A 22,388-nucleotide genomic window follows, 5' to 3' on the forward strand; every position below is an offset into this window, starting at 1 on the left:
ATACGTATAGATATAATTGAATAATAAATAAAAGAAACAAATATATAAAATGAATGGTGATTTAAAATCTTGGGATAAATTTTGTAATTATCTTTGGTTTGATAAAAAATTAAATATTTGGTTAGACATAAGCAAAATTAATTTCACAAGTAGTGAGATAAAAAATTTAGAAGATAAATTTATAGATGTTTTTTTATCGATAAAAGAATTAGAAAATGGTGCAATCTCAAATATTGATGAAAATAGACAGGTTGGACATTATTGGCTTAGAAATCCATCAATTTCACCCTCTTCAATAATTGGAGAGGAAATTAGTGCTGATATTAATGCAATCTCTGAATTTGGAAAACAAATTTTAAATGGAGATATTAAGAATAAGAATAATAAGCAGTATACTGATGTTCTATGGATAGGAATTGGTGGAAGTGGGTTAGGACCATTACTTATTACAGAGTCACTGCAGAAATGTTCTAGAGGCTTAAATTTTTCTTATATCGATAATGTTGATCCATTTTTAATTAGCGAAAAGTTAGAAGAATTATCTGATAAATTATCAACAACATTATTTGTAGTAGTAAGCAAATCAGGTGGTACGCCTGAACCTAGAATTGCTATGGAAATTATTAAAAGTCACTGCGAAAAAAATTCTCTTGATTGGAATTCAAATGCTATAGCTATAACTATGAAAGATAGTAAATTATTTAAAAAAGCCACTTCTGAAAATTGGTTAAAAATATTTAATTTGCAAGATTGGGTTGGAGGAAGAACTAGTATTACAAGCTCTGTGGGATTACTTCCATTAGCTCTTATTAATGAAAATATATCTGAATTTATTAGAGGTGCATCATTAATGGATGAAGCCACACGTATAAGTGATTTTAAAAATAATCCAGCAGCACTATTATCATCCGCATGGTATTTAACTGGAGATGGTATTGGAAAGAGAGATATGGTCGTATTACCTTATAGAGATAGGTTACAGGTATTTAGTAAATATCTCCAGCAATTAGTAATGGAATCATTAGGAAAGAAATTTAATAGGAATGGTGAAGTAGTTAATCAAGGTATTTCAGTTTTTGGTAATAAAGGATCTACAGATCAACATGCTTATGTTCAGCAACTGAGAGATGGAATTGATAATTTCTTTTGTATTTTTATTGAATTATTAGATTCTCCATCTACTAATATTTTTGATGATAAAGAGAATCCTAAAGAATATCTTTCTGGTTTTTTGCAAGGAACCAGATCAGCACTCTCTAGTGAAAACAGACAAAGTATCACTATCACTTTAGAAAAGTTAAATTGTTTTTCACTAGGAGCCTTAATCGCTTTATTTGAGAGGGCTGTATCCTTTTACGCTGAATTGGTAAATATAAATGCATATGATCAACCTGGAGTTGAAGCTGGAAAGAAAGCAGCCGCAAATATAATTGATTATCAACAAAAAGTAAGTAATTTATTAGACGAAGGTGGAGAATATTCTATAAATGAAATAGCATCAATATTTGATGATTCAGTGAGTGAACCTATATTTTTCATTCTCCGTGAAATGTGTTTCGGAAATGATAATTATTTAGTTAAGGGCGATTGGTCAAATCCAAATTCATTAGTTATTCAAAAATTAAATTCTTAAACAACAATATTCATAATTTTTCCTTTAACAATAATTATTTTTCTTATTTCCTTATCTTGAGTCCATTTTAATATGTTAGGCCTTTTAAGAGTCAATTCCTTAATTTGATCTTCACTCATATAATTATTAATATTTACTTTGTCTCTAACTTTTCCATTAACTTGTATTACTAGTTCATATGAATCTTCTTTAAGTGCCTCGGCATTAAATGAAGGCCAGTGTTCTAAATGCACAGATTTTTTGAATCCTATAAGATGCCATATTTCTTCTGCAATATGAGGTGCAAATGGAGCCAACAAAATACAAAATGTTTTTAAAGCCTCAATTTTTAAATTATTGTTTACGTCATTAATGGAATTTGATAATGAATTATAAAACTTCATTAGTTCTGAAATCGCTGTATTAAATTGGTTATTTAATATGTCAGTCGAAATTTCTTTTATGGCTATATTCATTGACTTTATTAAACTTTTTTCTTTATCTGGAAAGGAATTAGATTTACTATTTATATCTTTTGCACAATTTATATAAAGCTTCCAAATCCTGCTTAAAAATCTAAATTGTCCTTCAACATCTGTATCTCCCCATTCCAAATCTTTTTCTGGTGGTGCTTTAAATAATATAAACATTCTTGCTGTATCTGCTCCATATTTTTTAATTACTGATTCGGGGTCTATTCCATTATATTTTGACTTGGACATCTTCTCGAAAAGAACTTCGAGTTTTGTATTGTCAATTGGATCTGTAGGATTTGATAGGTCAGTAATATCGGAAGGAGAAACATATTTACCCGTTTTATTGTTTTTATAGGCTGCTGCCTGAACCATTCCTTGCGTTAATAGTTTATTAAATGGTTCATCAATTTCAAATAGTTCATTATCCCTCAATGCTTTAGTGAAAAATCTTGCATATAACAAATGCAATATTGCATGCTCTACCCCTCCAACATATTGATCTACAGGCAACCACTTATTGATTTCAATCTTTTCAAATGGCTTATTAGAACATTTTGAAGAGGGATATCTTAAAAAATACCATGATGAACACATGAATGTGTCCATAGTATCAGTTTCTTTTCTTGCCGCTATTCCACATTTTGGGCATGTAGTATTTATCCAATTATTATTATCACCTAAAGCATTAATCTTGTTAGCCGAGATTTCTATATCTTTTGGTAAGGAAACAGGTAATACCGATTGCTTTAATGGAACAGATCCACATTTTTTGCAATTAACTATGGGTATCGGACATCCCCAATATCTTTGTCTAGAGATTAACCAATCTCTTAGACGATATTGAATCTTATTTTCTGCCCATCCATTATTTACTCCCTCCTCTGAAATTTTTATTTTAGCAATAGTATTTTCTATACCATTGTATTGATTTGAATTAATAAGATATCCTTTTTCTACATAAGCTTCTTCAAGCTCTTTATTTTGTTCATTTTTATCCTTTATTATTACCTGTTTAATATCAATATTATTTTTCTTGGCAAATTCAAAATCTCTTAGATCATGAGCAGGCACTCCCATAACAGCGCCTGTACCGTATTCATCGAGAACATAACTTGCCACCCAAATAGGAATAGGTTCAGAATTAACGGGATTTATTGCTGTTAAGCTAGTTTTTATTCCAATTTTTTCAAGTTCATTATTTTTATTATTTTTCAAATATTGTTTAAGATTTTCTATATCTTGTATTGTTTCTTGATCAGAAATATTTTTTACTAATGAATGATTAACAGAAATTGCTAAATAAGTAACTCCAAATAAAGTATCTGGCCTTGTTGTAAATACAGTAATATTCTCTTCTGGATTGGTATTGATATTGAAATTAATATTTGTACCAATTGACTTTCCAATCCAATTATCTTGCATTATTTTTACTCTTTCTGGCCAGTTATCTAATTTTTCTAAATCCTTCAATAACTCATCCGCATAATTAGTAATTCTTAAAAACCATTGCTTTAATAATTTTTTTTCAACTATTGCCCCAGATCTCCATGATTTACCCTCTGAGTCAACTTGTTCATTCGCTAGGACTGTATTATCTATAGGATCCCAATTAACTTCTGATTCCTTTTGATATACAAGACCTGCCTTGTATAACTCTAAAAATAGATATTGAGTCCAAATATAATAATTTTCATCACATGTTGCAAATTCCCTATCCCAATCAACTGATAGTCCCAAAAGCTTTAATTGTGACTTCATATGAGAAATATTTTTTTTAGTCCAGACACTTGGACTAATTCCTCTTTCAATCGCTGCATTCTCAGCAGGCAAACCAAAAGCGTCCCAACCCATTGGATGTAAAACAGATTTGCCTTTAAACCTTTGGAATCGAGCTATTAAGTCTGTAATAACATAATTCCTAACATGACCCATATGAAGATTACCTGAAGGGTAGGGAAACATTGATAGGGCATAAAATTTATCGCTATTCTCAGTTAATTCATCGGTTTTGTATAAATTCTTTTCTGTCCATATTGACTGCCATTTTTTTTCTATTTCAGATGGATTATATAAATTGGTATCAGCCTCATATTGTTTATCGGGAGAAATCACTTAATTTTTATTTGTTAAATTATTATTTTAATATCCATTGTATAAAATAGAAATAGATTGTTAAAAGGAATAATTTATAATTAAAATTTAAAATATATTATCTACAAATGAAAAATATAACTTTTGAAAAATATCAAGGTAACGGAAATGATTTCGTGATAATAGATTCTAGGGGAAATGAATTATATAAAAATTTCAAGACAAATAAAATATTTGATATAAAAAAAATTTGCAACAGGCAATTTGGTATTGGAGCTGATGGTGTGATTTTTATAGAAGAACCTAATGAAGATAATTATGCAAAAATGATAATTTTTAATTCTGATGGTTCTGAAGCACAAATGTGTGGAAACGGAATTAGGTGTTTAGTTGAGTATCTCCACGTAAATGATTCAATGAATAATAAAAATATAGAATATAAAATTGAGACTAAAGCAGGTTTAAAAATTGCAAAATATATAAATGATGAAATTACAGTAAAAATGGGAGTTCCAATTTTAGAATGTCAAAATATTCCAACAACAATTGAAAAAAAAATAAATTCAATTCCTTCACACGAATTTATTGAGAAAGATTTTAATAATATGGGTTATGCCGTAGGAATGGGAAATCCTCATTTAATATTCTTTGTAAAAAACATAGAGTCAATTGTTCTTTCCAGACTTGGTCCTATATTTGAAAAAAATGAATTATTTCCTGAAAAAACTAATGTGCATTTTTGTCAAATTTTGAATAGAGATAATATCAATGTAAAAGTATGGGAAAGGGGGGCAGGACCAACCTTAGCTTGTGGAACAGGTGCCTGTGCTATCCATGTAGCAGCTTATAAATTAGGCCTTTGTAATTCACAAACCATAGTAACATTACCAGGAGGTAATCTTAAAATTGATTGGTCAAAAGACGATTCTGAAGTCATGATGACCGGTAATGCTAAAAAGGTTTTCTCAGGATCAATGTTATTAAATTAATGGAAGATAATTTTATCTATTTAGATAATGCATCCACAACTCCATTATCTGAGAATGTTTTAAATATAATTAATTCAACTTACAGGAATTATTGGTATAACCCTTCATCTACATATGAGCTAGGGATAAAATGCTCTACATATCTTGAAAAAATTAGATCTAAAATTGCTTATATATTTGAAGCAGATTCAGAGGATATAATTTTTACATCTGGTTCTTCGGAATCGACAAATATTGTATTTAATAATATTAATGAGAAATATAAAAATGCTAGGGTTGTTATTTCAAATGTTGAACATCAAGCAACAACTATTTGTGCTAATAAACTAAGAAAACAAAATTGGGATATTTACGAATGGACGGTAAATAATGATGGAATTTTAAATATTTCTAATATCGAAAACATTTTAAACATTAATACAAAGCTTGTATCAATTATTTGGGGACAAAGTGAAATTGGGACAATACAGCCTGTCCAATTTATTGGTTCCAAATGTAAAGAATTAAATATAATGTTTCATTTAGATGGAACTCAAATATTAAGTAATGGAATATTCAGTTGGAAAGATCTTAAATGTGATTTTTTAAGTTTATCTGCTCATAAATTTGGAGGTCCAAAAGGGATCGGTATTCTTTTAACAAGAGAAAAGTCTAGACAAATTTTAAAAAATAATGACATATCACTTACTCAGGAATTTTCAATTAGACAAGGTACACAAGCTTTGCCATTAATCGCTGGAATGTATGAATCATTAAAGAATATTAAAGGAAAAATAAAATTATATGATTACATAACTGAATTTCCTTCTAATAATATTAGTAAACTCAAAAATTATTTTTTTCAAAAAATTAAGGATAATAATCATATAAAGATTACGGGTAGTATTAACCATAGACTTCCCAATCATATTTCGTTTCTACTATTAAATAAACTATTTGAGCCTATAAGGGCCTATAAGATTGTTAATTTCATGTCAGAAAATAAAATAGCCATAAGTAGTGGAAGTGCATGCTCAAGCTCATCTGAGAAACCTAGCTCAACACTTAAAAATATTGGTTTAAAAGATGATGAACTATATTCAAATATTCGTGTTACTTTAGGTTCAATAAACAATAAGTCAGAAATAGATAAATTTTTAGAACTTATTCAAATATGTATTGACAAATTTTAATGGAAACCAATTACAGACTACCTAAAGATTTAAATGAATCTCTTAAAAATATGGAGGATGCAATTATTCCAAGTTTATTAGATTCAAATAAAAGATTTACTATAGAATTTAATTTTGAAGGATTGAAGTTTAACAGAATTGGAATAACTATTTACAAGATATTGTCTAAAAATAATAATGTATTTATAACATTTGCTGATCAAGGTGCTGTGGCATTGGCACAAAGAGACTATCCAGATATCAAAGATAAAATTTTTACTTTTAAATCATTTAATGAATCAAATAATATAAATAATATTGATAGTGCAATGATATCGATAATACCTCAGCCATATGATTTCGATTCATTTGAACCAATGTCTGATAATTATCAAGGTATGCATTATTCATTAAATCCAAAATTTGAAGATGCCAATATTGGTATAGGAAGTGTTATTAGAGAGCGACGTAAGAACTTTGTCAAAACATGGAAAAATATTTATTTTTTGCAGCCTTTAAATAAAGCTGCTCTTATGCATATTTATCCAAATAACTGGTTGCTTTTCAAAGAAGAAAATAAAAGATATTTTTTTAAAAAAGAATTTGAAATTAAACCCGACAATGAATCTATTTTTGTAAATTTATAGATTGAATGTGATAAAAAAAATTTATTCATTTTTCTTAATTGTTCTTGTATTAGTAACATGTCCTTTCTTAATAAGATATTTACTAGCAAATCAGAAGATAACTATTTTAAATAGTATTTATTTTAATTTCCCGGGAATAATTACTAAAAACAAAATATGTCCTACTTATGATGCTTTATTGAATCAAACGCTTGATGAGTCTTTTAGTGTATCAATTATTAATAATAAAGGTGAAATAATTAGTTCCTACAATGAAGATGTTCCAAGGTTGCCGGCATCTAATCAAAAATTATTCTCATCAGCTTATGTTTTAACTAAATATAAATTAAATAATAATTTAAAAACTTTCTTATTTAAAAATAAAAACGATTATTATTTACAAGGTCAAGGTGATCCAGATCTTAATTATGAACATATAATCGAACTAATTTCAAATGTTAAAGAAAATAAAATTATTAACTTTAATATTGTAGAAATTGATTCAAAATTATATTGGCCTAGTGGTTGGACAAATACTGATAAACTTTACGAATATGGATCTCCAATTACATCTCTTGCAATAGAAAGTAATCACAATAAATATGATGATATTTATGCATTAAAAAATTTTATTAAAAATTATTTAAAAAACAAATTTCCAAATTCAAAAATATATATAAATTTTATTGATTCAGAAAAAATTTTTTATTTAAAAAATATTAAAGAGATAAATAAAATATACTCAACTCCAATTCTTTCATTATTAACTCTAACAAATTCTGAAAGCCATAATTTTACAGCTGAATCTCTCTTTAAAAATGCCTCAAATACATGGAACGATAATGACTATATAAAATTGAAAAGATGGCTTGAAAATAAAGGCCTCCCAACAACTAATGCATACTTTGCAGATGCTAGTGGATTGTCTCGAAAAAATAAAATTACAACAAGGTTAGTTGTATTGTTTTTAGATAAAATGAGATATTTTAATGATTTTAAAGCTTATCAATCTACACTTTCAATTACTGGAGTAAGAGGAACATTAGCTAAAAGATTTGTAAATAGTGAATTGTCTGGAAAGTTTTTTGGCAAAACTGGGACTCTTTCAAATGTCTTTGCATTATCTGGCTTTTTATATAAAAATGAAAAGCCAATAATTATAAGCATTATCCAAAATTCAAATAAAATTGATAAAGAAAAAGCTTTTAAATTATTAAGTGATCTTTATTACTTGAAATCTTGTTAATAAAAATATTATTTAAAATATTCTTTTAAATCCCTCTCAACAGAGGGGGGTACCATGTGATTAATTTCACCACCAAATTTTGCAACTTCTTTTACTAAAGAACTACTGAGAAAACTATAATTTGTATTTGTCGATAGAAATATAGTTTCAATATCATTATTAAGAGATTTATTTGTATGGGCAATCTGAAGTTCATACTCAAAATCACTCATTGCTCTTAAGCCTCTAAGAATAAGAGTAGCTTTTAGATCATTTGCACAATCAACAGTTAGACCGGAATAAGAAATAACTTCAATATTAGGTAAATGAGAAAGAGAATTTTTTATTTGTATTATTCTTCTTTCAAGATTAAATGTTGGTGTTTTAGAAGTATTTTCTAAAACAGCAACTACTAGATTGCCAAATATTTTTTCAGCTCTTTCTATTAAATCAATATGCCCGTTTGTTAAAGGATCAAATGTACCAGGATAAAGAATTTTCATGAATTTATTATGATCGAATAAGAAATTTAGTTAAAATAAGTTTATTAGATATATTAATTATGACATTAAATCTAGAAGCAAAAAAAATCTTATTAAGAAAAATACCTCACGGATTATTCATTTGTGGAGTTAGAGACGAAGATAAAAATGAAGTGAATGGATTTACTGCTAGTTGGGTGACTCAAGGTTCCTTCACTCCTCCATTAGTCGTAATGGCTGTTAGAGCAGAAGGTTCTAGTCATGAAATAATAAAGTCCACCAATAAGTTCTCATTAAATGTCCTCAAAAGTGATCAAAAGGATCTAGCAGCTGTTTTCTTTAAACCCCAAAAAGCATTAGGAGGCAGATTTGAATCAGTTGAATTTAATTTAGGTGAACTTGGATTGCCTATTTTAGTTGATAGTGTTGGTGGAGTTGAATGTAATGTTGTTGGAAGTGTTATTCATGGAGACCATACAGTTTTTGTAGGAGAAGTTCAATCTGCTTATTTGAATAATGATGTTGATTCTCTAAATTTATCTTCAACTGGCTGGAATTATGGAGGTTAATCTTTATAAATGAGTAATTCCTCTATAGACACAATAGATAACAAATATAATTTTAAAATTGAATATAAATTAATTAATAATAAAGAGTTACTAAAATCAAGATTATCCGAAATTCCAAATTCATCTGGTTGCTATCTTTTTAAAGATATAGATAATAATTTACTTTATATTGGTAAATCAAAAAAACTACGTAGTAGAGTAAGTAGTTATTTTAATAATTTTTCAGATTTAACACCAAGAATAAGTTTGATGGTTCGTCAAATAACCGAAATAGAAATTATAGTCACAGATAGCGAATATGAAGCACTAAATTTAGAGTCGAATTTAATAAAAACAAACAAACCATACTTTAATATTCTTTTAAAGGATGATAAGAAATATCCATATCTTTGCATAACCTGGAGTGAAAAATATCCTCGAATATTTATTACAAGAAGAAGAAGAAATAGAAATAATTTAGATAGATATTATGGACCTTACGTAGATGTCGGATTATTAAGGAGAACATTATTTACGATAAAAAAAATATTTCCACTTAGACAAAGGCCAAGGCCAGTCTATAAAGATAGAACTTGTTTGAATTATTCAATAGGAAGATGTCCGGGTGTTTGCCAAGAAGTAATATCATCTGACGATTATAAAAAAATAATGAAACAAGTATCTATGATATTTCAGGGAAGGAATGATGACTTAGAAATATTTTTACAAAAAAGAATGCTGCAATTTTCAAATGATTTAGATTATGAGAATGCAGCAAAAATAAGGGACCAAATTTCAGGTTTAAAATTATTAACTGAATCACAAAAAATATCAATTCCAGATTCATCAATTAATAGAGATATCTTTGGAATAGTTTCAGAAAAAAATGTAGCTAGTATACAAATTTTCCAAATGAGATCTGGTAAGCTCATTGGAAGAATTGGCTATAGTCAAAAATTAAATAATGAAGATGAAAATCTTATTTTACAAAAGATATTAGAAGAGCATTATATGAATGTTGAAGCCGTAGAAATACCATCAGAAATTCTTATTCAATATAACCTTCCAAAACAAGTAACCATAGAGGATTGGTTAACGGAGCTAAGAAATAAGAAAGTAAAAATCTTAATCCCAAAAAGAAATAAAAAACATGAAACTGTAGAAATGGTTTTAAAAAATGCGAAATTGGAATTAGATAGAATATTAAATGGGATACAAGATAATGAATCATCAATTGAGGATCTTGCCCAAATACTTGAATTAAGCGAACAACCCAAAAGAATTGAAGGTTATGATATTAGCCATATACAAGGTAGTGACCCTGTAGCATCACAAGTCGTTTTTATTGATGGGATTCCTTCTAAACAGCATTATAGGAAATATAAAATTAAAGATCCAAACGTTTTTGTAGGACATAGTGATGATTTTGCTTCGATATATGAAGTAATACATAGAAGGTTTAAAAAATGGTCAAGATTTAAAAAAAACGGAGGGGATTTTTCAATATTAAATGATAAAACGAATAGTAAATTAGACAATGAACTTCTATCAGATTGGCCTGATTTAATAATGATTGATGGAGGTAAAGGACAGTTAAATGCAGCTATTAAAGCATTAAAAGAATTAAATCTTGAGGAAGAAGTAACTATATGTTCATTAGCAAAAAAAAATGAAGAAATATTTATTCCAGGCTTTACTAAGTCTCTTGATACTGATGAAAATCAAAAAGGAGTTCTTCTATTAAGAAGGGTAAGAGATGAAGCACATAGATTTGCATTATCTTTTCATAGAGACAAAAGATCAAAGAGAATGAATAGATCTCAATTGTCCCAAATAAGTGGATTAGGACCATCAAGAATAAGAGAATTGCTTGAGCATTTTAAATCAATAGACGCGATAAGAATAGCTAGTAAAGAGGATTTATCAAAAGTTAAAGGACTTGGAAAAAATTCAGTAAATGATATATATGAATATTTTAACGAGTTATAAATATTAATTAATTTTTGAAAAATAGATTTCTTGATATTGTTAAATATAACTATATTAAAAATATATATTTTTAAATTAATCTAGTAATTTGGCAGCTGAAGCATATCTCTGGTTTAAATCACTTCACATTATGGGTGTAATCGTTTGGTTCGCGGGACTTTTTTATTTAGTAAGACTTTTTATATATCATGAAGAATCTAAAAATATGGATAATGAATTAAAAATTGCCTTTAATAAACAATACACCTTGATGGAAAAAAGGCTGGCGAATATAATCACAACACCTGGGATGATATTAGCTTTAAGTATGGCTATATGCATGGTTATAATGCAACCAAGTTGGTTAAGTGAGAAGTGGTTGCAAATTAAAATTTCTTTTGTTTTAGCATTAGTAATTTATCATTCTTATTGTTATAAAATAATGAATTCATTACAAAATGGTACTTCAACCGTTTCAGCAAAAAACCTTAGATTATTAAATGAATTGCCTACTTTATTATTATTTATAATTGTACTTTTAGTTATTTTTAAAAATAATTTTCCAACTAGTGTTGCTACATGGAGCGTAGTTGGACTAATTATTTTCATGTTGGCTTCTATACAATTATATGCAAAGATTAGAAAGCAAAATGAGAATTCATTAAGTAATGAATAGGGAAGACTTAATAAAATTAACTTCCAATATTAATAAAAATAGTTGTCCTAAAAATATTAATTTTCACTGTCATACAAAATTTAGTGATGGAAGTCTAGAACCATATGAACTTTTAGAACAAGCTTATAAAAATAACTTGAAATTTTTATCAATAACCGATCATCATACAATTAAAGCTCATGAATATATAAAAAAAAATAATATACTCAAAAATTATCCTAAAGATTCTTTTACATTAATTTCGGGAATAGAAATTAATTGTTTGATTCTAGGATGTTTAGTACATGTAATTGGCTTGGGAATAGATATAAAAAGTAAATACCTAAATCCCTACATCCTTGGGGAGTCTCCAATAGGTAATGATTTAAATATTAAATCTGTTATTAAAGCAATAAATTTAGCTGGTGGTTTATCATTTCTTGCACATCCAGCCAGATACAGGATTCCCTTTTATAAATTAATTCCAGAGGCCAAAATACAAGGTATTGATGGAATAGAGGTTTGGTACGATTATGAACTTAATGAACTATGGAATCCTAGTTTATTTGTATGTTCAGAAATAGATAAATTAGCAAATAAATATTCAATGCTAAAAACATGCGGAACAGATAGTCATGGACTTTCGCTATTAGGTAGATAATTCAGAATTCGTTTTTTTCAATTATTGAATCAGTATTAATAATTATGTTCTTTAAATTTTCAATGACATCTGATGAACAATTATTCCACATTTTTCTATTGGCAATTTCAAGAAATCTTTGTGCAATATCTCTTAAAGCCCATGGATTATTCTCTAGAAAGAAATTCCTAAGATCCAGATCGCATAACCATGATTTATAAACTTCCTCATAACACCAATCTGAGACTACTTCAGTTGAAGCATCAAAAGCATATAAGTAATCTAGTGTAGCTGAAAATTCAAACGCTCCTTTATAACCATTATCCATCATTCCATTTATCCATTTAGGGTTAAGTATTCTTGATATAACAACTTTATTAATTTCATCTTGTAATTTTGAAATTTTAGATAATCCAAATTTTGATAAATCACCATGATACATTTCAGGTAATTTACCGCTCAATTTTTTTACTGCTGAAGATAATCCTCCCTGAAACTGATAATAATCATCAGAATCTAAAATATCATGTTCCTTATTATCTTGGTTATGAACAACTAACTGCACATTTTTAAGAGCATTTTCTAATGATTTTTTATCCTCTATAGGTTCAAGATTATCACTGTAAATCCACTTACTCCAATTAAGAAAAGATTCTCCAAAATCATCAATATTTTCCCAATTAGAATTTGAAATTAGTTCTTGCAGACCAGCTCCATATGAACCTGGCGCTGACCCAAATATACGATTAATTGAATCACCATCCCTTAATGCATCAGCAAGAGGGTTAAATTTATCATCCTCATTAAGATTAGAAACAAGATTTATTGCTTTAGAAGTTAATTTAACTAACTGTGGAAATGCATCTCTAAACATTCCCGAAATCCTTAAAGTAACATCAACCCTTGGTCTTTCGAGAACAGATAAAGGAATGATTTCTAGATCAACTACTCTTCTTGAAGGCCCATCCCAAATAGGCTGTACTCCTAATAAATATAGTATTTGACAAATGTCTTCACCACCATTTCTCATTGTGGATGTTGCCCATACAGATATTGCTATTTTTTTTAAATCTTCTCCATTATCTTGTTTGTATAAATCAATTATTTGAGAAGCGGACTGACAACCAACACTCCATGCTGATTCAGTTGGCAGTCCTCTCGAATCAACTGAAAAGAAATTTTTACCAGTGGGTAAAGTTTCAGTTTTACCTCTCGTAGGGGCTCCAGATGGACCACTTTTTACATATTGTCCATTTAATGAATTAATAAATGATAATTTCTCATTATATGAAGAATTAATGATTGGATATAGAATCTCTTTTTTTAATAATAAAAAATACTTATTATGTTCTTTTTCATTAAAGAAATAGTCTATTATTTTTTGATTTTTAAATTTTTCTAGATTTTTGATATTGGTATTCTTTTTGTAAAAAAACAAATATATTAAATACTTTGCTTGTTGTTCCAAAAAATCAATAGCCATTCTAAAGTTTAAAATGTTTTTGTTGGAAAAAGTCAATAATATTTTTTTATCCTTTTCACTTAACATTTGATCATATTGATTTGTCCAAGGATTCAAATCTAGTTTTAAATGTTTTGCTATATATTGAATAACACCAATTCGATTGGCATTTGGTACTCTAGCAATACACAAGAATAAATTTATTTCATTAATGTCATTCTGCCTATTGCCAAAAATATGCAAACCTGTCCTAATTTGAGATTCTTTAATTTTGCAAAGAAAGGAATCAATTTCTTCTATTTGATTATTTTTATTCTTTAAAGTAATTTCGCTAAAATCTTTTTTGATTAATTCAAAAATGGATTTTTCTATTATTTCAATCCGATTAGAATTTAATAATTTTGCTTCAAAATATTCGTCTAAATAATTTTCTAATATTGAATATTTTCCAAATAATTCTGACCTATCCAAAGGAGGGGTTAAATGATCAATAATTGTTGCAGCAGTTCTTCTTTTAGCTTGGGATCCTTCTCCAGGATCATTTACGATAAAGGGATAAATGTTTGGTATTGCTGGACAAATAATATTTGGAAAACATTTATTGCTGAGACCAATAGATTTACCAGGTAACCATTCAACAGTCCCATGCTTACCAATATGGCACATAGCATTTGCATTAAAAACTTTTTCAATCCAAAAATATTGTGCTAAATATCTATGGGGAGGTGGAAGATCAGGAGAATGAATATCTCTATCAGTGAAAGCGTCATAACCTCGTTGAGGTTGAATCAATAATGTTATTTTTCCAAATCTAATACCATTTATTGAGAAGCCTTTATTATCTAGATCAATCGCATCAGATGGTTTACCCCAACGACTAACAATAATATTTTTGGGATCAAGTTCTAAATAATTCCAATATTTTAAATATTCACTAAGTGGTAAGTAATCTAATGGTTTATTATTTTGAGATTCAATATCATTAGTTCTAGTTTTTATAAGCATTGACATTAATTCCGAAGAATCTTGAGGATAATTACAAGATCCAAGGTCATAACCTTCTTCTTTTAACCAATTAAGAATATTTATTATTGAAGATGGTGTATTTAGACCAACTCCATTACCGATTCTTCCGTTCTTTACTGGATAATTACTTATTACTAAACAAATTCTTTTATCAAAATTATTAAGTTTCTGAAGTTTCACATAATTTGTTGCAAATTTTGAAATCCATTGAATACCTAATTGATCGGCTTTGTAACTGGTTATTTCACTATATAGTGTATTTTTCTTAGAAATTATTTCTTTAAATGCTGAAGGACAGGTAGTAATTCTTCCATCAAATTCGGGAATAATTATTTGCATTAATAAATCAGATGAATTCATTCCAATAGAAGAATTTAACCACTTTTTTCTTGATCTATTAGAAGAAAGAAGTTGTAAAATTGGAATTTTAAGAGAAGTAAAAATATTTGTTGAATTTTCAATTAAATCGTTATTTTTGATTTGAGATGAAGAAAATGAAGTTGTGGTAATTATTAGTTTAATATCTTCTTTTTTAAAAATGTCTATTAATTTCTTCTGAATAATATGATCTTTTAGTGTTGAAATAAAAAATGTTTTAGGAGATAATCCGCATTTTCTTAATTGTAAATTAAGTTTATCGTTTACTTCAATTTCATTAGCCAAAAAAAGTGATTTATAGGATATTATTCCTATCTTTTCGCCTTTTTCATTTTTCCAATCATATAAATAGGGATCTGCATAAAAAGTAATATTGAGAAAATCATCAGGAATTAATTTTTCATCTAAAACTAAATAATTTAAACAATTAAGAAACTTTCTATAATTATCCAGTCCTCCAGATCTTAGTAATCTAGAAATATTTAATGCAATATTTTTATCTATACTACCTATTTCACATAAGGAAATTTCCTGTTCAATGGTACCTGATAGGATTACTAACTTCCTTTTTTTATTAACTGCTTGCCAATTTAAAAGTTGTTCAATTCCATAGTTCCATGTACCTTTATCTCCAAATATTCTAAGTACGACAACTTTTGCATAATTTATTGTTTTTAATAAATAATTATCTATTTGGGCTGAGGAATTTAAATTAGAAATTTCTAAAGCTCTTATATTATTTTTTAATGAAGCAAATTCTTTTTCTAGCAATAAGTTTGATATAAGATTTAAATCAGCCTTGACACTTGTTATAAAAATAAAATCTGCAGCTGGTTGCTCAATTAAATCATCCTTATTCTTTTCATTTCCTGCTATATTTAATATCCTGTGCATTTTTATATATAAATAAGGTTTAGAATACTTAAGTAGGATAAAACAAGTTTACCTTAATTAAATAAATTAAATATGCATGAATTTCTTCCATACGCCTGGTTCGAAGGTAAATGTATTCCATTTAAAGAAGCAAAAATATCAATAGCTACTCATGCACTACATTATGGTACTGCTGCATTTGGAGGAATGCGAGCGATACCTAACCCAATAAACAAAGAAGAATTACTTTTGTTTAGAACTGATAAACATATAAAAAGATTATCTCAAAGTGCAAAATTACTCTTAACTGAAATTTCTGAAGAATATATTTTTAAAGCCTTAGAAGAAGTTATAAAAAGAAACAAGCCAGAAAAACCTATTTATATAAGACCATTTGTATATACAAGCGATTTAGGTATAGCGCCAAGGTTACACAATATTGAAACAGATTTCTTTATTTATTGTATTGAACTAGGAGATTATCTATCCCCAGATGGTGTTTCTTGTAGAATGAGTAGTTGGACAAGACAAGAAGATAGATCTCTCCCCTTAAGAGGAAAAATAAGTGGAGCATATATTACTAGTTCATTAGCCAAAACAGAAGCTAGTTTATCGGGTTTTGATGAAGCCCTGCTATTAAATTCAAGTGGTAAGGTAAGCGAAGCTAGTGGTATGAATTTATTTATTGTAAGGAATGGAGACTTAATCACTCCTGGTGTTGATCAAGATATCCTTGAGGGGATTACTAGAGCTAGTGTAATTGAATTAGCAAAATCATTTGGAATAAATGTAATTGAGAGGCCTGTTGATAAAACAGAATTATTAATAGCAGATGAAGTTTTTCTAACTGGCACAGCAGCAAAAATTACACCAGTTAAAAAAATTGAATCAACTGAATTAAATGTTGAAAGACCAATAATGAATAAATTAAAAAGTAAGCTTATAGAAATAACAGAAGGTCGTTCTCAAGACTATGATAATTGGGTAACAAGAATTTCACTGAAATAAATTAATTTTTACCTAAAAATGGAATCTTTCAGAACTTATCTAAATAGAGATGAAAAACCATTAATTATTTTTGACGGAGGTACTGGAACATCTTTTCAGAACTTAAATCTTAATGCAGATGACTTTGGAGGAAAAGAATTAGAGGGATGTAATGAAAACCTTGTTTTATCATCGCCAGAGGTAGTTGAGAAGGTTCATAATTCATTTTTAGAAGCAGGTTGTCATGTTATAGAAACTAATACATTTGGAGCCTCATCAATAGTTCTTGATGAATATGATATTGCGCATAAAGCTTATGAGATAAATAAAAATGCGGCATTTATAGCAAAAAAAGCTGCTGCCAAATACTCATCAGTTGATAAACCAAGGTTTGTAGCAGGCTCAATTGGGCCAACAACTAAATTACCTACCTTAGGACATATAGAATTTGATGAATTAAAGAAAACATATAAAGAACAAATTTATGGTCTTATAGATGGAGGGGTTGATCTTCTTTTGATTGAAACTTGTCAGGATGTTTTACAAATTAAATCTGCCTTATTAGCATCAAAAGAAATTCTTGAAAGTAAAAATATAGATATACCTTTAATGGTATCTATAACAATGGAAACAACAGGTACTATGCTTGTTGGTTCTGATATTGCTTCTGCATTAACAATATTAGAGCCATTTAATATAGATATCCTTGGACTTAATTGTGCAACTGGTCCTGAGCAAATGAAGGAACATATTAAATATTTGTCTGAAAATTCTCCCTTCGCTATAAGCTGTATTCCCAATGCAGGTCTTCCTGAAAATGTTGGTGGTGTAGCTCACTATAGATTAAAGCCAATAGAATTAAAGATGCAGTTAATGAATTTTATATATGACTTTAATGTTCAACTAATAGGTGGATGTTGTGGGACAACACCTGAACATATAAAATACCTGTCTTCAATAATCGATGAAATTATTGATAATGAAAGGACTAACAACAATGGTAAGAAAAATTCAAGCGGTTTTATTCCATCTGCCTCATCAATATATAACTCTGTGCCATATAAACAAGACAATTCAATTTTGATAGTAGGAGAAAGATTAAATGCAAGTGGATCGAAAAAGGTAAGGGAGTTATTAAATAACGACGATTGGGATGGCTTAGTTGCAATTGCCAAGCAACAACAAAAAGAAAATGCTCACGTTCTTGATGTAAATGTCGATTATGTAGGTAGAGACGGAGTGAAAGATATGAAAGAAATAACTTCAAGACTAGTTACCAATATAAATTTACCATTAATGATTGACTCTACAGATGCTGACAAAATGGAAAGTGGATTAAAGTCAGCTGGTGGTAAATGTATAATAAATTCAACCAATTACGAAGATGGCAATGAAAGGTTTGATCAAGTTCTAAATTTAGCCTTAGGGTATGGTTCAGGTCTTGTTGTCGGAACAATTGATGAAGATGGAATGGCCAGGAATTCAGAAAAAAAATATAAGATTGTCCAACGAGCGATTAATAGAACAAGAGAATGTGGTTTGTCAGATTATGAGCTATTTTTTGATCCATTAGCTCTGCCAATATCTACAGGGATAGAAGAAGATAGATTAAACGCTAAAGAAACTATTAGTTCTATATTAAAAATTCGTGAAAATTTCCCAGATATTCATATCATACTTGGGATATCAAACATTAGTTTTGGTCTTTCACCATTATCAAGAATTAATCTAAACTCAATATTTTTAGATGAATGCATTAAAGCAGGATTAGATTCTGCTATCATCGCACCAAATAAAATTTTGCCATTATCAAAAATTTCTGAAGAAACTAAAAAGCTTTGCTTAGATTTGATTTATGATAAAAGAAAGTTTGAAGATGATATTTGTATTTATGATCCATTAGTAGAATTAACAAAGGCTTTTCAAGATTTATCTATTCAAGATTTCAAAAAAGCATCTTCAGAAAATAAAAACCTAACTCTTGAAGAAAGTCTGAAAAATCATATTATTGATGGAGAAAAAATAGGATTAGAGGATCAATTAAATAAAGCGTTAAAAAAATATAAACCTCTTGAAATAATTAATACCTTTTTACTAGATGGGATGAAAGTTGTAGGAGATTTATTTGGCTCAGGTCAAATGCAATTGCCATTTGTACTCCAATCCGCTGAAACAATGAAATTTGCTGTTTCAATTTTAGAACCATATATGGAAACTGTAGATGAAAACATATCAAATGGAAAACTCTTAATTGCTACTGTCAAAGGCGATGTACATGATATAGGAAAAAATTTGGTAGATATAATTCTTACAAATAATGGTTATGACGTAATAAATCTAGGAATAAAGCAAGATGTTTCAGCAATTATAGATGCACAAAAAAAGCACAATGCAGATTGCATCGCTATGAGCGGATTACTTGTTAAATCAACTGCTTTTATGAAAGATAATTTAGAGGCTTTTAACAATGAAAATATTAGTGTACCAGTAATATTAGGAGGCGCAGCCTTAACCCCAAAATTTGTAAATGAGGACTGCAGCAAAATATATAAAGGGAAAATATTGTACGGAAAAGATGCGTTCACTGATCTCAAATTTATGAATGAATATATGGATAATAAGAAAAAAGGTAATTGGTCAAATACAGAGGGGTTCATTAACAATGAGGGTATAAATATTAATTTAGCCTCATCAAAATCCAACTCTCTAGCTGCTAATAAATCAATATCCACATATACCGAGAGTTCCAAATTAAATTTAAAAGAAAATTTTATAAGATCAAAATTTATAAATGAAGAAGATCCAATTAAAGCCCCATTCTTGGGAACGAAAGTCTTGAAAGATGTTGATATAGATTTAAATAAGCTAATATTTTATTTAGATACAAAAGCTCTATTTAGCGGGCAATGGCAAATAAAAAAAGGAAAAAACCAAAGCGTAGATGAATACAATAACTATTTGGATTCATATGCTAAACCATTGCTAGATAAATGGTTAGAGATAATTATAGAGAAAAAACTCATATCACCCAAAGCAGTTTATGGATATTTCAGTTGCGGGAGAAAAGATAATAGTATTTTCTTATTTGATGAGAAATCATTAAATAAAATTTCCCAATTTAATTTTCCACGACAAAAATCTGGGAATAATTTATGCATAGCTGATTTTTATTGTGATTTAAAAAATGATAAACCGATAGATATATTTCCTATGCAGGCAGTAACCATGGGCGATATTGCTAGTGAATATTCTCAAAAATTATTTAAAGAAGATAAATATAGCGATTATTTGTTATTCCATGGACTTACAGTGCAATTAGCAGAAGCTCTAGCTGAGTATGTCCATGCATTAATTCGTATTGAATGTGGTTTTAGGTCTGAAGAACCAGACAAAAATAGAGAAATACTAGCTCAAAAATATAGAGGAGCTAGATATTCTTTTGGTTATCCTGCATGTCCAAAAGTATCTGATTCAAACATACAATTATCATTGTTGGATGCAAAAAGAATAAACTTGACCATGGATGAATCTGAACAACTTCATCCAGAACAAAGTACTACAGCTATCATTTCACTACACTCAAAAGCTAAATATTTCAGCGCCTAAGCTAAATTTTTAGTTGTTTTCTAAATATTCAATAATTTCTTCCTGTAGTTCTTCCATCGTTTCATTATCACCCAGATCAATTCCCTCACCAGCGGCATCCTGTGTTAACTCAAGATAATATGAAGCACCATCACTAGATAAAAATTCTAATGCGGAAGTTTCATCACTATCTTTAAAAGCTTCATAAAGAGCTTTAAATGCAATGTTTTCAGTAAAGTCCCAATCCATAATGAAAAAAACCTTATTAGAATTATTACCTCCTTACCCCCCATACTCGTCAACCTTTTTTAAAGAATTGTTGGTGTTTTATTATTATTAAAAAAATCTATGACCATAAATAATCAAAATCAGTTAAATGTCCTTGGAGAAGAAATTGAGATTTGTAGTTGCGCACCTATGACAGGATGGTTCAGGAATGGATTTTGTCACTATGACAAAAATGATGGAGGGAATCATTCCATATGTTGTGTAATGGATGATAATTTCCTGAAATATAGTAAATCACAAGGTAATGATTTAATAACTCCCATGCCTATTTATTCCTTTCCAGGACTAAAGGATGGTGATCATTGGTGTATTTGTCTAGATAGGTGGAAGCAAGCATTATTAGACGGTCTTGCACCAAAAGTCATATTAGAATCAACTAATATTGTAGTTTTAGAATCAGTACCTCTGGAAAAATTGAAAGAATATCAATTTAATAAAAAGTAATTACAAGTTTAATATTTTTTTTAAAATGATAATGATAAATTTTTTTAAATGAGTTTAGAAATATATTGGAAAAAAGCACTAGAACAAACTCGATTATCAATTGATGATGAATCATTGTATCCTCTCACAACTGATATTATTACAAGAGATTTATATGAAAAAGACGACTTCATAATTAGGAAACTCGATACTTCAAAATTTAATAAAAAAAAAATTTATGGTCCTAAGCAAAATCCATTTTGTCCTTGGGAAAAGATACTAGAAATTGATAAAATTGGAGATAATCATCAACTAATATTAAATAAGTACCCTGTACAAAAAGGTCATATTTTACTTATTACAAATAAATGGAAACCTCAAAATGGATGGTTAGATATTAAAGATTGGAGAGCGATTCAACAAGTTAATAAAGATACTAGTGGATTATGGTTTTTCAATAGTTCTCCAATTGCGGGAGCAAGTCAACCTCACAGGCATTTTCAACTTCTGCGTAGATCTAAAGGTGAGATATCATGTCCTAGAGAAAAGTGGTTTTTAGAGATGAACTCATGTCAAGATCTAGATAGTAAACTTAAAAAAAATATTATCGTATCCAAATTTAATTTTTCAGAAAATCCATCATGTCTTTTTGAATTTTACTTAGAATTATGCAAGAAATTAGGACTTGGGGAACCTATAAGTGATAAGAAACCTATATATCCTTACAATATTTTAATAACTAATAAATGGATCGCTATTATAAAAAGAAAAAATGATCATATTCATGGTTTCAGTATTAACGGTTTAGGATTTGCAGGATATCTATTAGTAACTGAAAATTCAAATATTAATTATTTAAAGAAATTTGGCCCTGAAAAACTTCTAGAAAGTTTTGTTTGAATA

General features: G+C 28.5%; 17 protein-coding genes. 13 read left to right on the forward strand and 4 right to left on the reverse strand.

Going from position 1 to position 22,388, the window contains the following annotated elements; genetic code table 11:
- Positions 1–49: 49 nt before the first annotated feature.
- Positions 50–1,633, forward strand: coding sequence for a glucose-6-phosphate isomerase (locus tag HA148_RS04675; protein ID WP_209130636.1), 1,584 nt, complete (start codon positions 50–52; stop codon positions 1,631–1,633).
- On the opposite strand, the gene leuS is transcribed toward HA148_RS04675, so the two are convergent.
- On the reverse strand, positions 1,630–4,200 hold the full coding sequence (gene leuS / locus HA148_RS04680; RefSeq protein WP_209130638.1) for a leucine--tRNA ligase: 2,571 nt from the start codon (positions 4,198–4,200) through the stop codon (positions 1,630–1,632). The genes HA148_RS04675 and leuS overlap by 4 nt on opposite strands.
- 107 nt (positions 4,201–4,307) lie before the next feature.
- Between leuS and dapF the strand changes: the two genes are divergently transcribed.
- The 4 genes from dapF to HA148_RS04700 are packed head-to-tail and all read left to right on the forward strand — an operon-like array spanning position 4,308 to position 8,191.
- Positions 4,308–5,168 carry a diaminopimelate epimerase gene (dapF, locus tag HA148_RS04685; protein WP_209130640.1) on the forward strand — a complete coding sequence of 287 codons (861 nt, stop codon included), beginning with the start codon at positions 4,308–4,310 and terminating at the stop codon, positions 5,166–5,168.
- Entirely contained in the window at positions 5,168–6,340 is a 1,173-nt protein-coding gene (locus tag HA148_RS04690; protein ID WP_209130643.1) for a cysteine desulfurase family protein, read from the forward strand. The genes dapF and HA148_RS04690 overlap by 1 nt, the downstream gene beginning before the upstream one ends.
- Entirely contained in the window at positions 6,340–6,966 is a 627-nt protein-coding gene (locus HA148_RS04695; protein WP_209130645.1) for a DUF1995 family protein, read from the forward strand. The genes HA148_RS04690 and HA148_RS04695 overlap by 1 nt, the downstream gene beginning before the upstream one ends.
- 7 nt (positions 6,967–6,973) lie before the next feature.
- On the forward strand, positions 6,974–8,191 hold the full coding sequence (locus tag HA148_RS04700; protein WP_209130647.1) for a D-alanyl-D-alanine carboxypeptidase: 1,218 nt from the start codon (positions 6,974–6,976) through the stop codon (positions 8,189–8,191).
- An 8-nt stretch (positions 8,192–8,199) separates the two neighbouring features.
- On the opposite strand, the gene coaD is transcribed toward HA148_RS04700, so the two are convergent.
- Positions 8,200–8,673 (reverse strand): pantetheine-phosphate adenylyltransferase, encoded by a 474-nt coding sequence (coaD, locus tag HA148_RS04705; protein ID WP_209130649.1) that lies wholly within the window; start codon positions 8,671–8,673, stop codon positions 8,200–8,202.
- Between the two features lie 59 nt (positions 8,674–8,732).
- Between coaD and HA148_RS04710 the strand changes: the two genes are divergently transcribed.
- From HA148_RS04710 to HA148_RS04725, 4 genes are all read left to right on the forward strand, one after another.
- The gene (locus tag HA148_RS04710; protein ID WP_025894516.1) at positions 8,733–9,221 is read left to right on the forward strand and encodes a flavin reductase family protein; all 489 of its coding nucleotides are present in this window, start codon (positions 8,733–8,735) and stop codon (positions 9,219–9,221) included.
- A gap of 9 nt (positions 9,222–9,230) precedes the next feature.
- Positions 9,231–11,189, forward strand: coding sequence for an excinuclease ABC subunit UvrC (uvrC, locus tag HA148_RS04715; protein WP_209130651.1), 1,959 nt, complete (start codon positions 9,231–9,233; stop codon positions 11,187–11,189).
- 88 nt (positions 11,190–11,277) lie between these two features.
- Positions 11,278–11,844 carry a protoporphyrinogen oxidase HemJ gene (gene hemJ, locus HA148_RS04720; protein ID WP_209130653.1) on the forward strand — a complete coding sequence of 189 codons (567 nt, stop codon included), beginning with the start codon at positions 11,278–11,280 and terminating at the stop codon, positions 11,842–11,844.
- Positions 11,837–12,484: a PHP domain-containing protein gene (locus HA148_RS04725; RefSeq protein WP_209130655.1), complete on the forward strand. Its 648-nt coding sequence runs from the start codon at positions 11,837–11,839 to the stop codon at positions 12,482–12,484. The genes hemJ and HA148_RS04725 overlap by 8 nt, the downstream gene beginning before the upstream one ends.
- A gap of 1 nt (position 12,485) precedes the next feature.
- Here the strand turns inward: HA148_RS04725 and cobN are convergent, their stop codons facing one another.
- On the reverse strand, positions 12,486–16,223 hold the full coding sequence (cobN, locus tag HA148_RS04730) for a cobaltochelatase subunit CobN (RefSeq protein ID WP_209130657.1): 3,738 nt from the start codon (positions 16,221–16,223) through the stop codon (positions 12,486–12,488).
- 72 nt (positions 16,224–16,295) lie between these two features.
- On the opposite strand from cobN, the gene HA148_RS04735 reads away from it, so the two are divergent.
- Both HA148_RS04735 and metH read left to right on the forward strand, forming a co-directional pair.
- Positions 16,296–17,210 (forward strand): branched-chain amino acid transaminase, encoded by a 915-nt coding sequence (locus HA148_RS04735; protein WP_209130659.1) that lies wholly within the window; start codon positions 16,296–16,298, stop codon positions 17,208–17,210.
- An 18-nt stretch (positions 17,211–17,228) separates the two neighbouring features.
- Positions 17,229–20,795, forward strand: a complete 3,567-nt coding sequence (gene metH / locus HA148_RS04740) for a methionine synthase (RefSeq protein WP_209130661.1) — start codon at positions 17,229–17,231, stop codon at positions 20,793–20,795.
- Between the two features lie 9 nt (positions 20,796–20,804).
- Here the strand turns inward: metH and HA148_RS04745 are convergent, their stop codons facing one another.
- A complete protein-coding gene (locus HA148_RS04745; RefSeq protein ID WP_209130663.1) occupies positions 20,805–21,023 on the reverse strand; it encodes a hypothetical protein in 219 nt (72 codons plus the stop codon).
- A 99-nt stretch (positions 21,024–21,122) separates the two neighbouring features.
- Between HA148_RS04745 and HA148_RS04750 the strand changes: the two genes are divergently transcribed.
- Both HA148_RS04750 and HA148_RS04755 read left to right on the forward strand, forming a co-directional pair.
- Positions 21,123–21,506, forward strand: coding sequence for a DUF2237 family protein (locus HA148_RS04750; protein WP_209130665.1), 384 nt, complete (start codon positions 21,123–21,125; stop codon positions 21,504–21,506).
- A 48-nt stretch (positions 21,507–21,554) separates the two neighbouring features.
- Positions 21,555–22,385: a DUF4922 domain-containing protein gene (locus HA148_RS04755; RefSeq protein WP_209130667.1), complete on the forward strand. Its 831-nt coding sequence runs from the start codon at positions 21,555–21,557 to the stop codon at positions 22,383–22,385.
- The last annotated feature ends 3 nt before the right edge of the window (positions 22,386–22,388 follow it).

Origin of the sequence: Prochlorococcus marinus XMU1405 (assembly GCF_017696275.1) — a bacterium.
GTDB lineage: Bacteria > Cyanobacteriota > Cyanobacteriia > PCC-6307 > Cyanobiaceae > Prochlorococcus_A > Prochlorococcus_A marinus_AB.

What these genes read in the sequence shown, in the direction of transcription:
- HA148_RS04695 (WP_209130645.1), top strand. Translation starts at nt 6,340, where the DNA reads ATGGAAACCAATTACAGACTACCTAAAGATTTAAATGAATCTCTTAAA.
- uvrC (WP_209130651.1), top strand. Translation starts at nt 9,231, where the DNA reads ATGAGTAATTCCTCTATAGACACAATAGATAACAAATATAATTTTAAA.
- HA148_RS04750 (WP_209130665.1), top strand. Translation starts at nt 21,123, where the DNA reads ATGACCATAAATAATCAAAATCAGTTAAATGTCCTTGGAGAAGAAATT.
- HA148_RS04710 (WP_025894516.1), top strand. Translation starts at nt 8,733, where the DNA reads ATGACATTAAATCTAGAAGCAAAAAAAATCTTATTAAGAAAAATACCT.
- metH (WP_209130661.1), top strand. Translation starts at nt 17,229, where the DNA reads ATGGAATCTTTCAGAACTTATCTAAATAGAGATGAAAAACCATTAATT.
- HA148_RS04745 (WP_209130663.1), bottom strand. Translation starts at nt 21,023, where the DNA reads ATGGATTGGGACTTTACTGAAAACATTGCATTTAAAGCTCTTTATGAA.
- dapF (WP_209130640.1), top strand. Translation starts at nt 4,308, where the DNA reads ATGAAAAATATAACTTTTGAAAAATATCAAGGTAACGGAAATGATTTC.
- HA148_RS04735 (WP_209130659.1), top strand. Translation starts at nt 16,296, where the DNA reads ATGCATGAATTTCTTCCATACGCCTGGTTCGAAGGTAAATGTATTCCA.
- cobN (WP_209130657.1), bottom strand. Translation starts at nt 16,223, where the DNA reads ATGCACAGGATATTAAATATAGCAGGAAATGAAAAGAATAAGGATGAT.
- HA148_RS04690 (WP_209130643.1), top strand. Translation starts at nt 5,168, where the DNA reads ATGGAAGATAATTTTATCTATTTAGATAATGCATCCACAACTCCATTA.
- HA148_RS04755 (WP_209130667.1), top strand. Translation starts at nt 21,555, where the DNA reads ATGAGTTTAGAAATATATTGGAAAAAAGCACTAGAACAAACTCGATTA.
- HA148_RS04725 (WP_209130655.1), top strand. Translation starts at nt 11,837, where the DNA reads ATGAATAGGGAAGACTTAATAAAATTAACTTCCAATATTAATAAAAAT.
- coaD (WP_209130649.1), bottom strand. Translation starts at nt 8,673, where the DNA reads ATGAAAATTCTTTATCCTGGTACATTTGATCCTTTAACAAACGGGCAT.
- HA148_RS04675 (WP_209130636.1), top strand. Translation starts at nt 50, where the DNA reads ATGAATGGTGATTTAAAATCTTGGGATAAATTTTGTAATTATCTTTGG.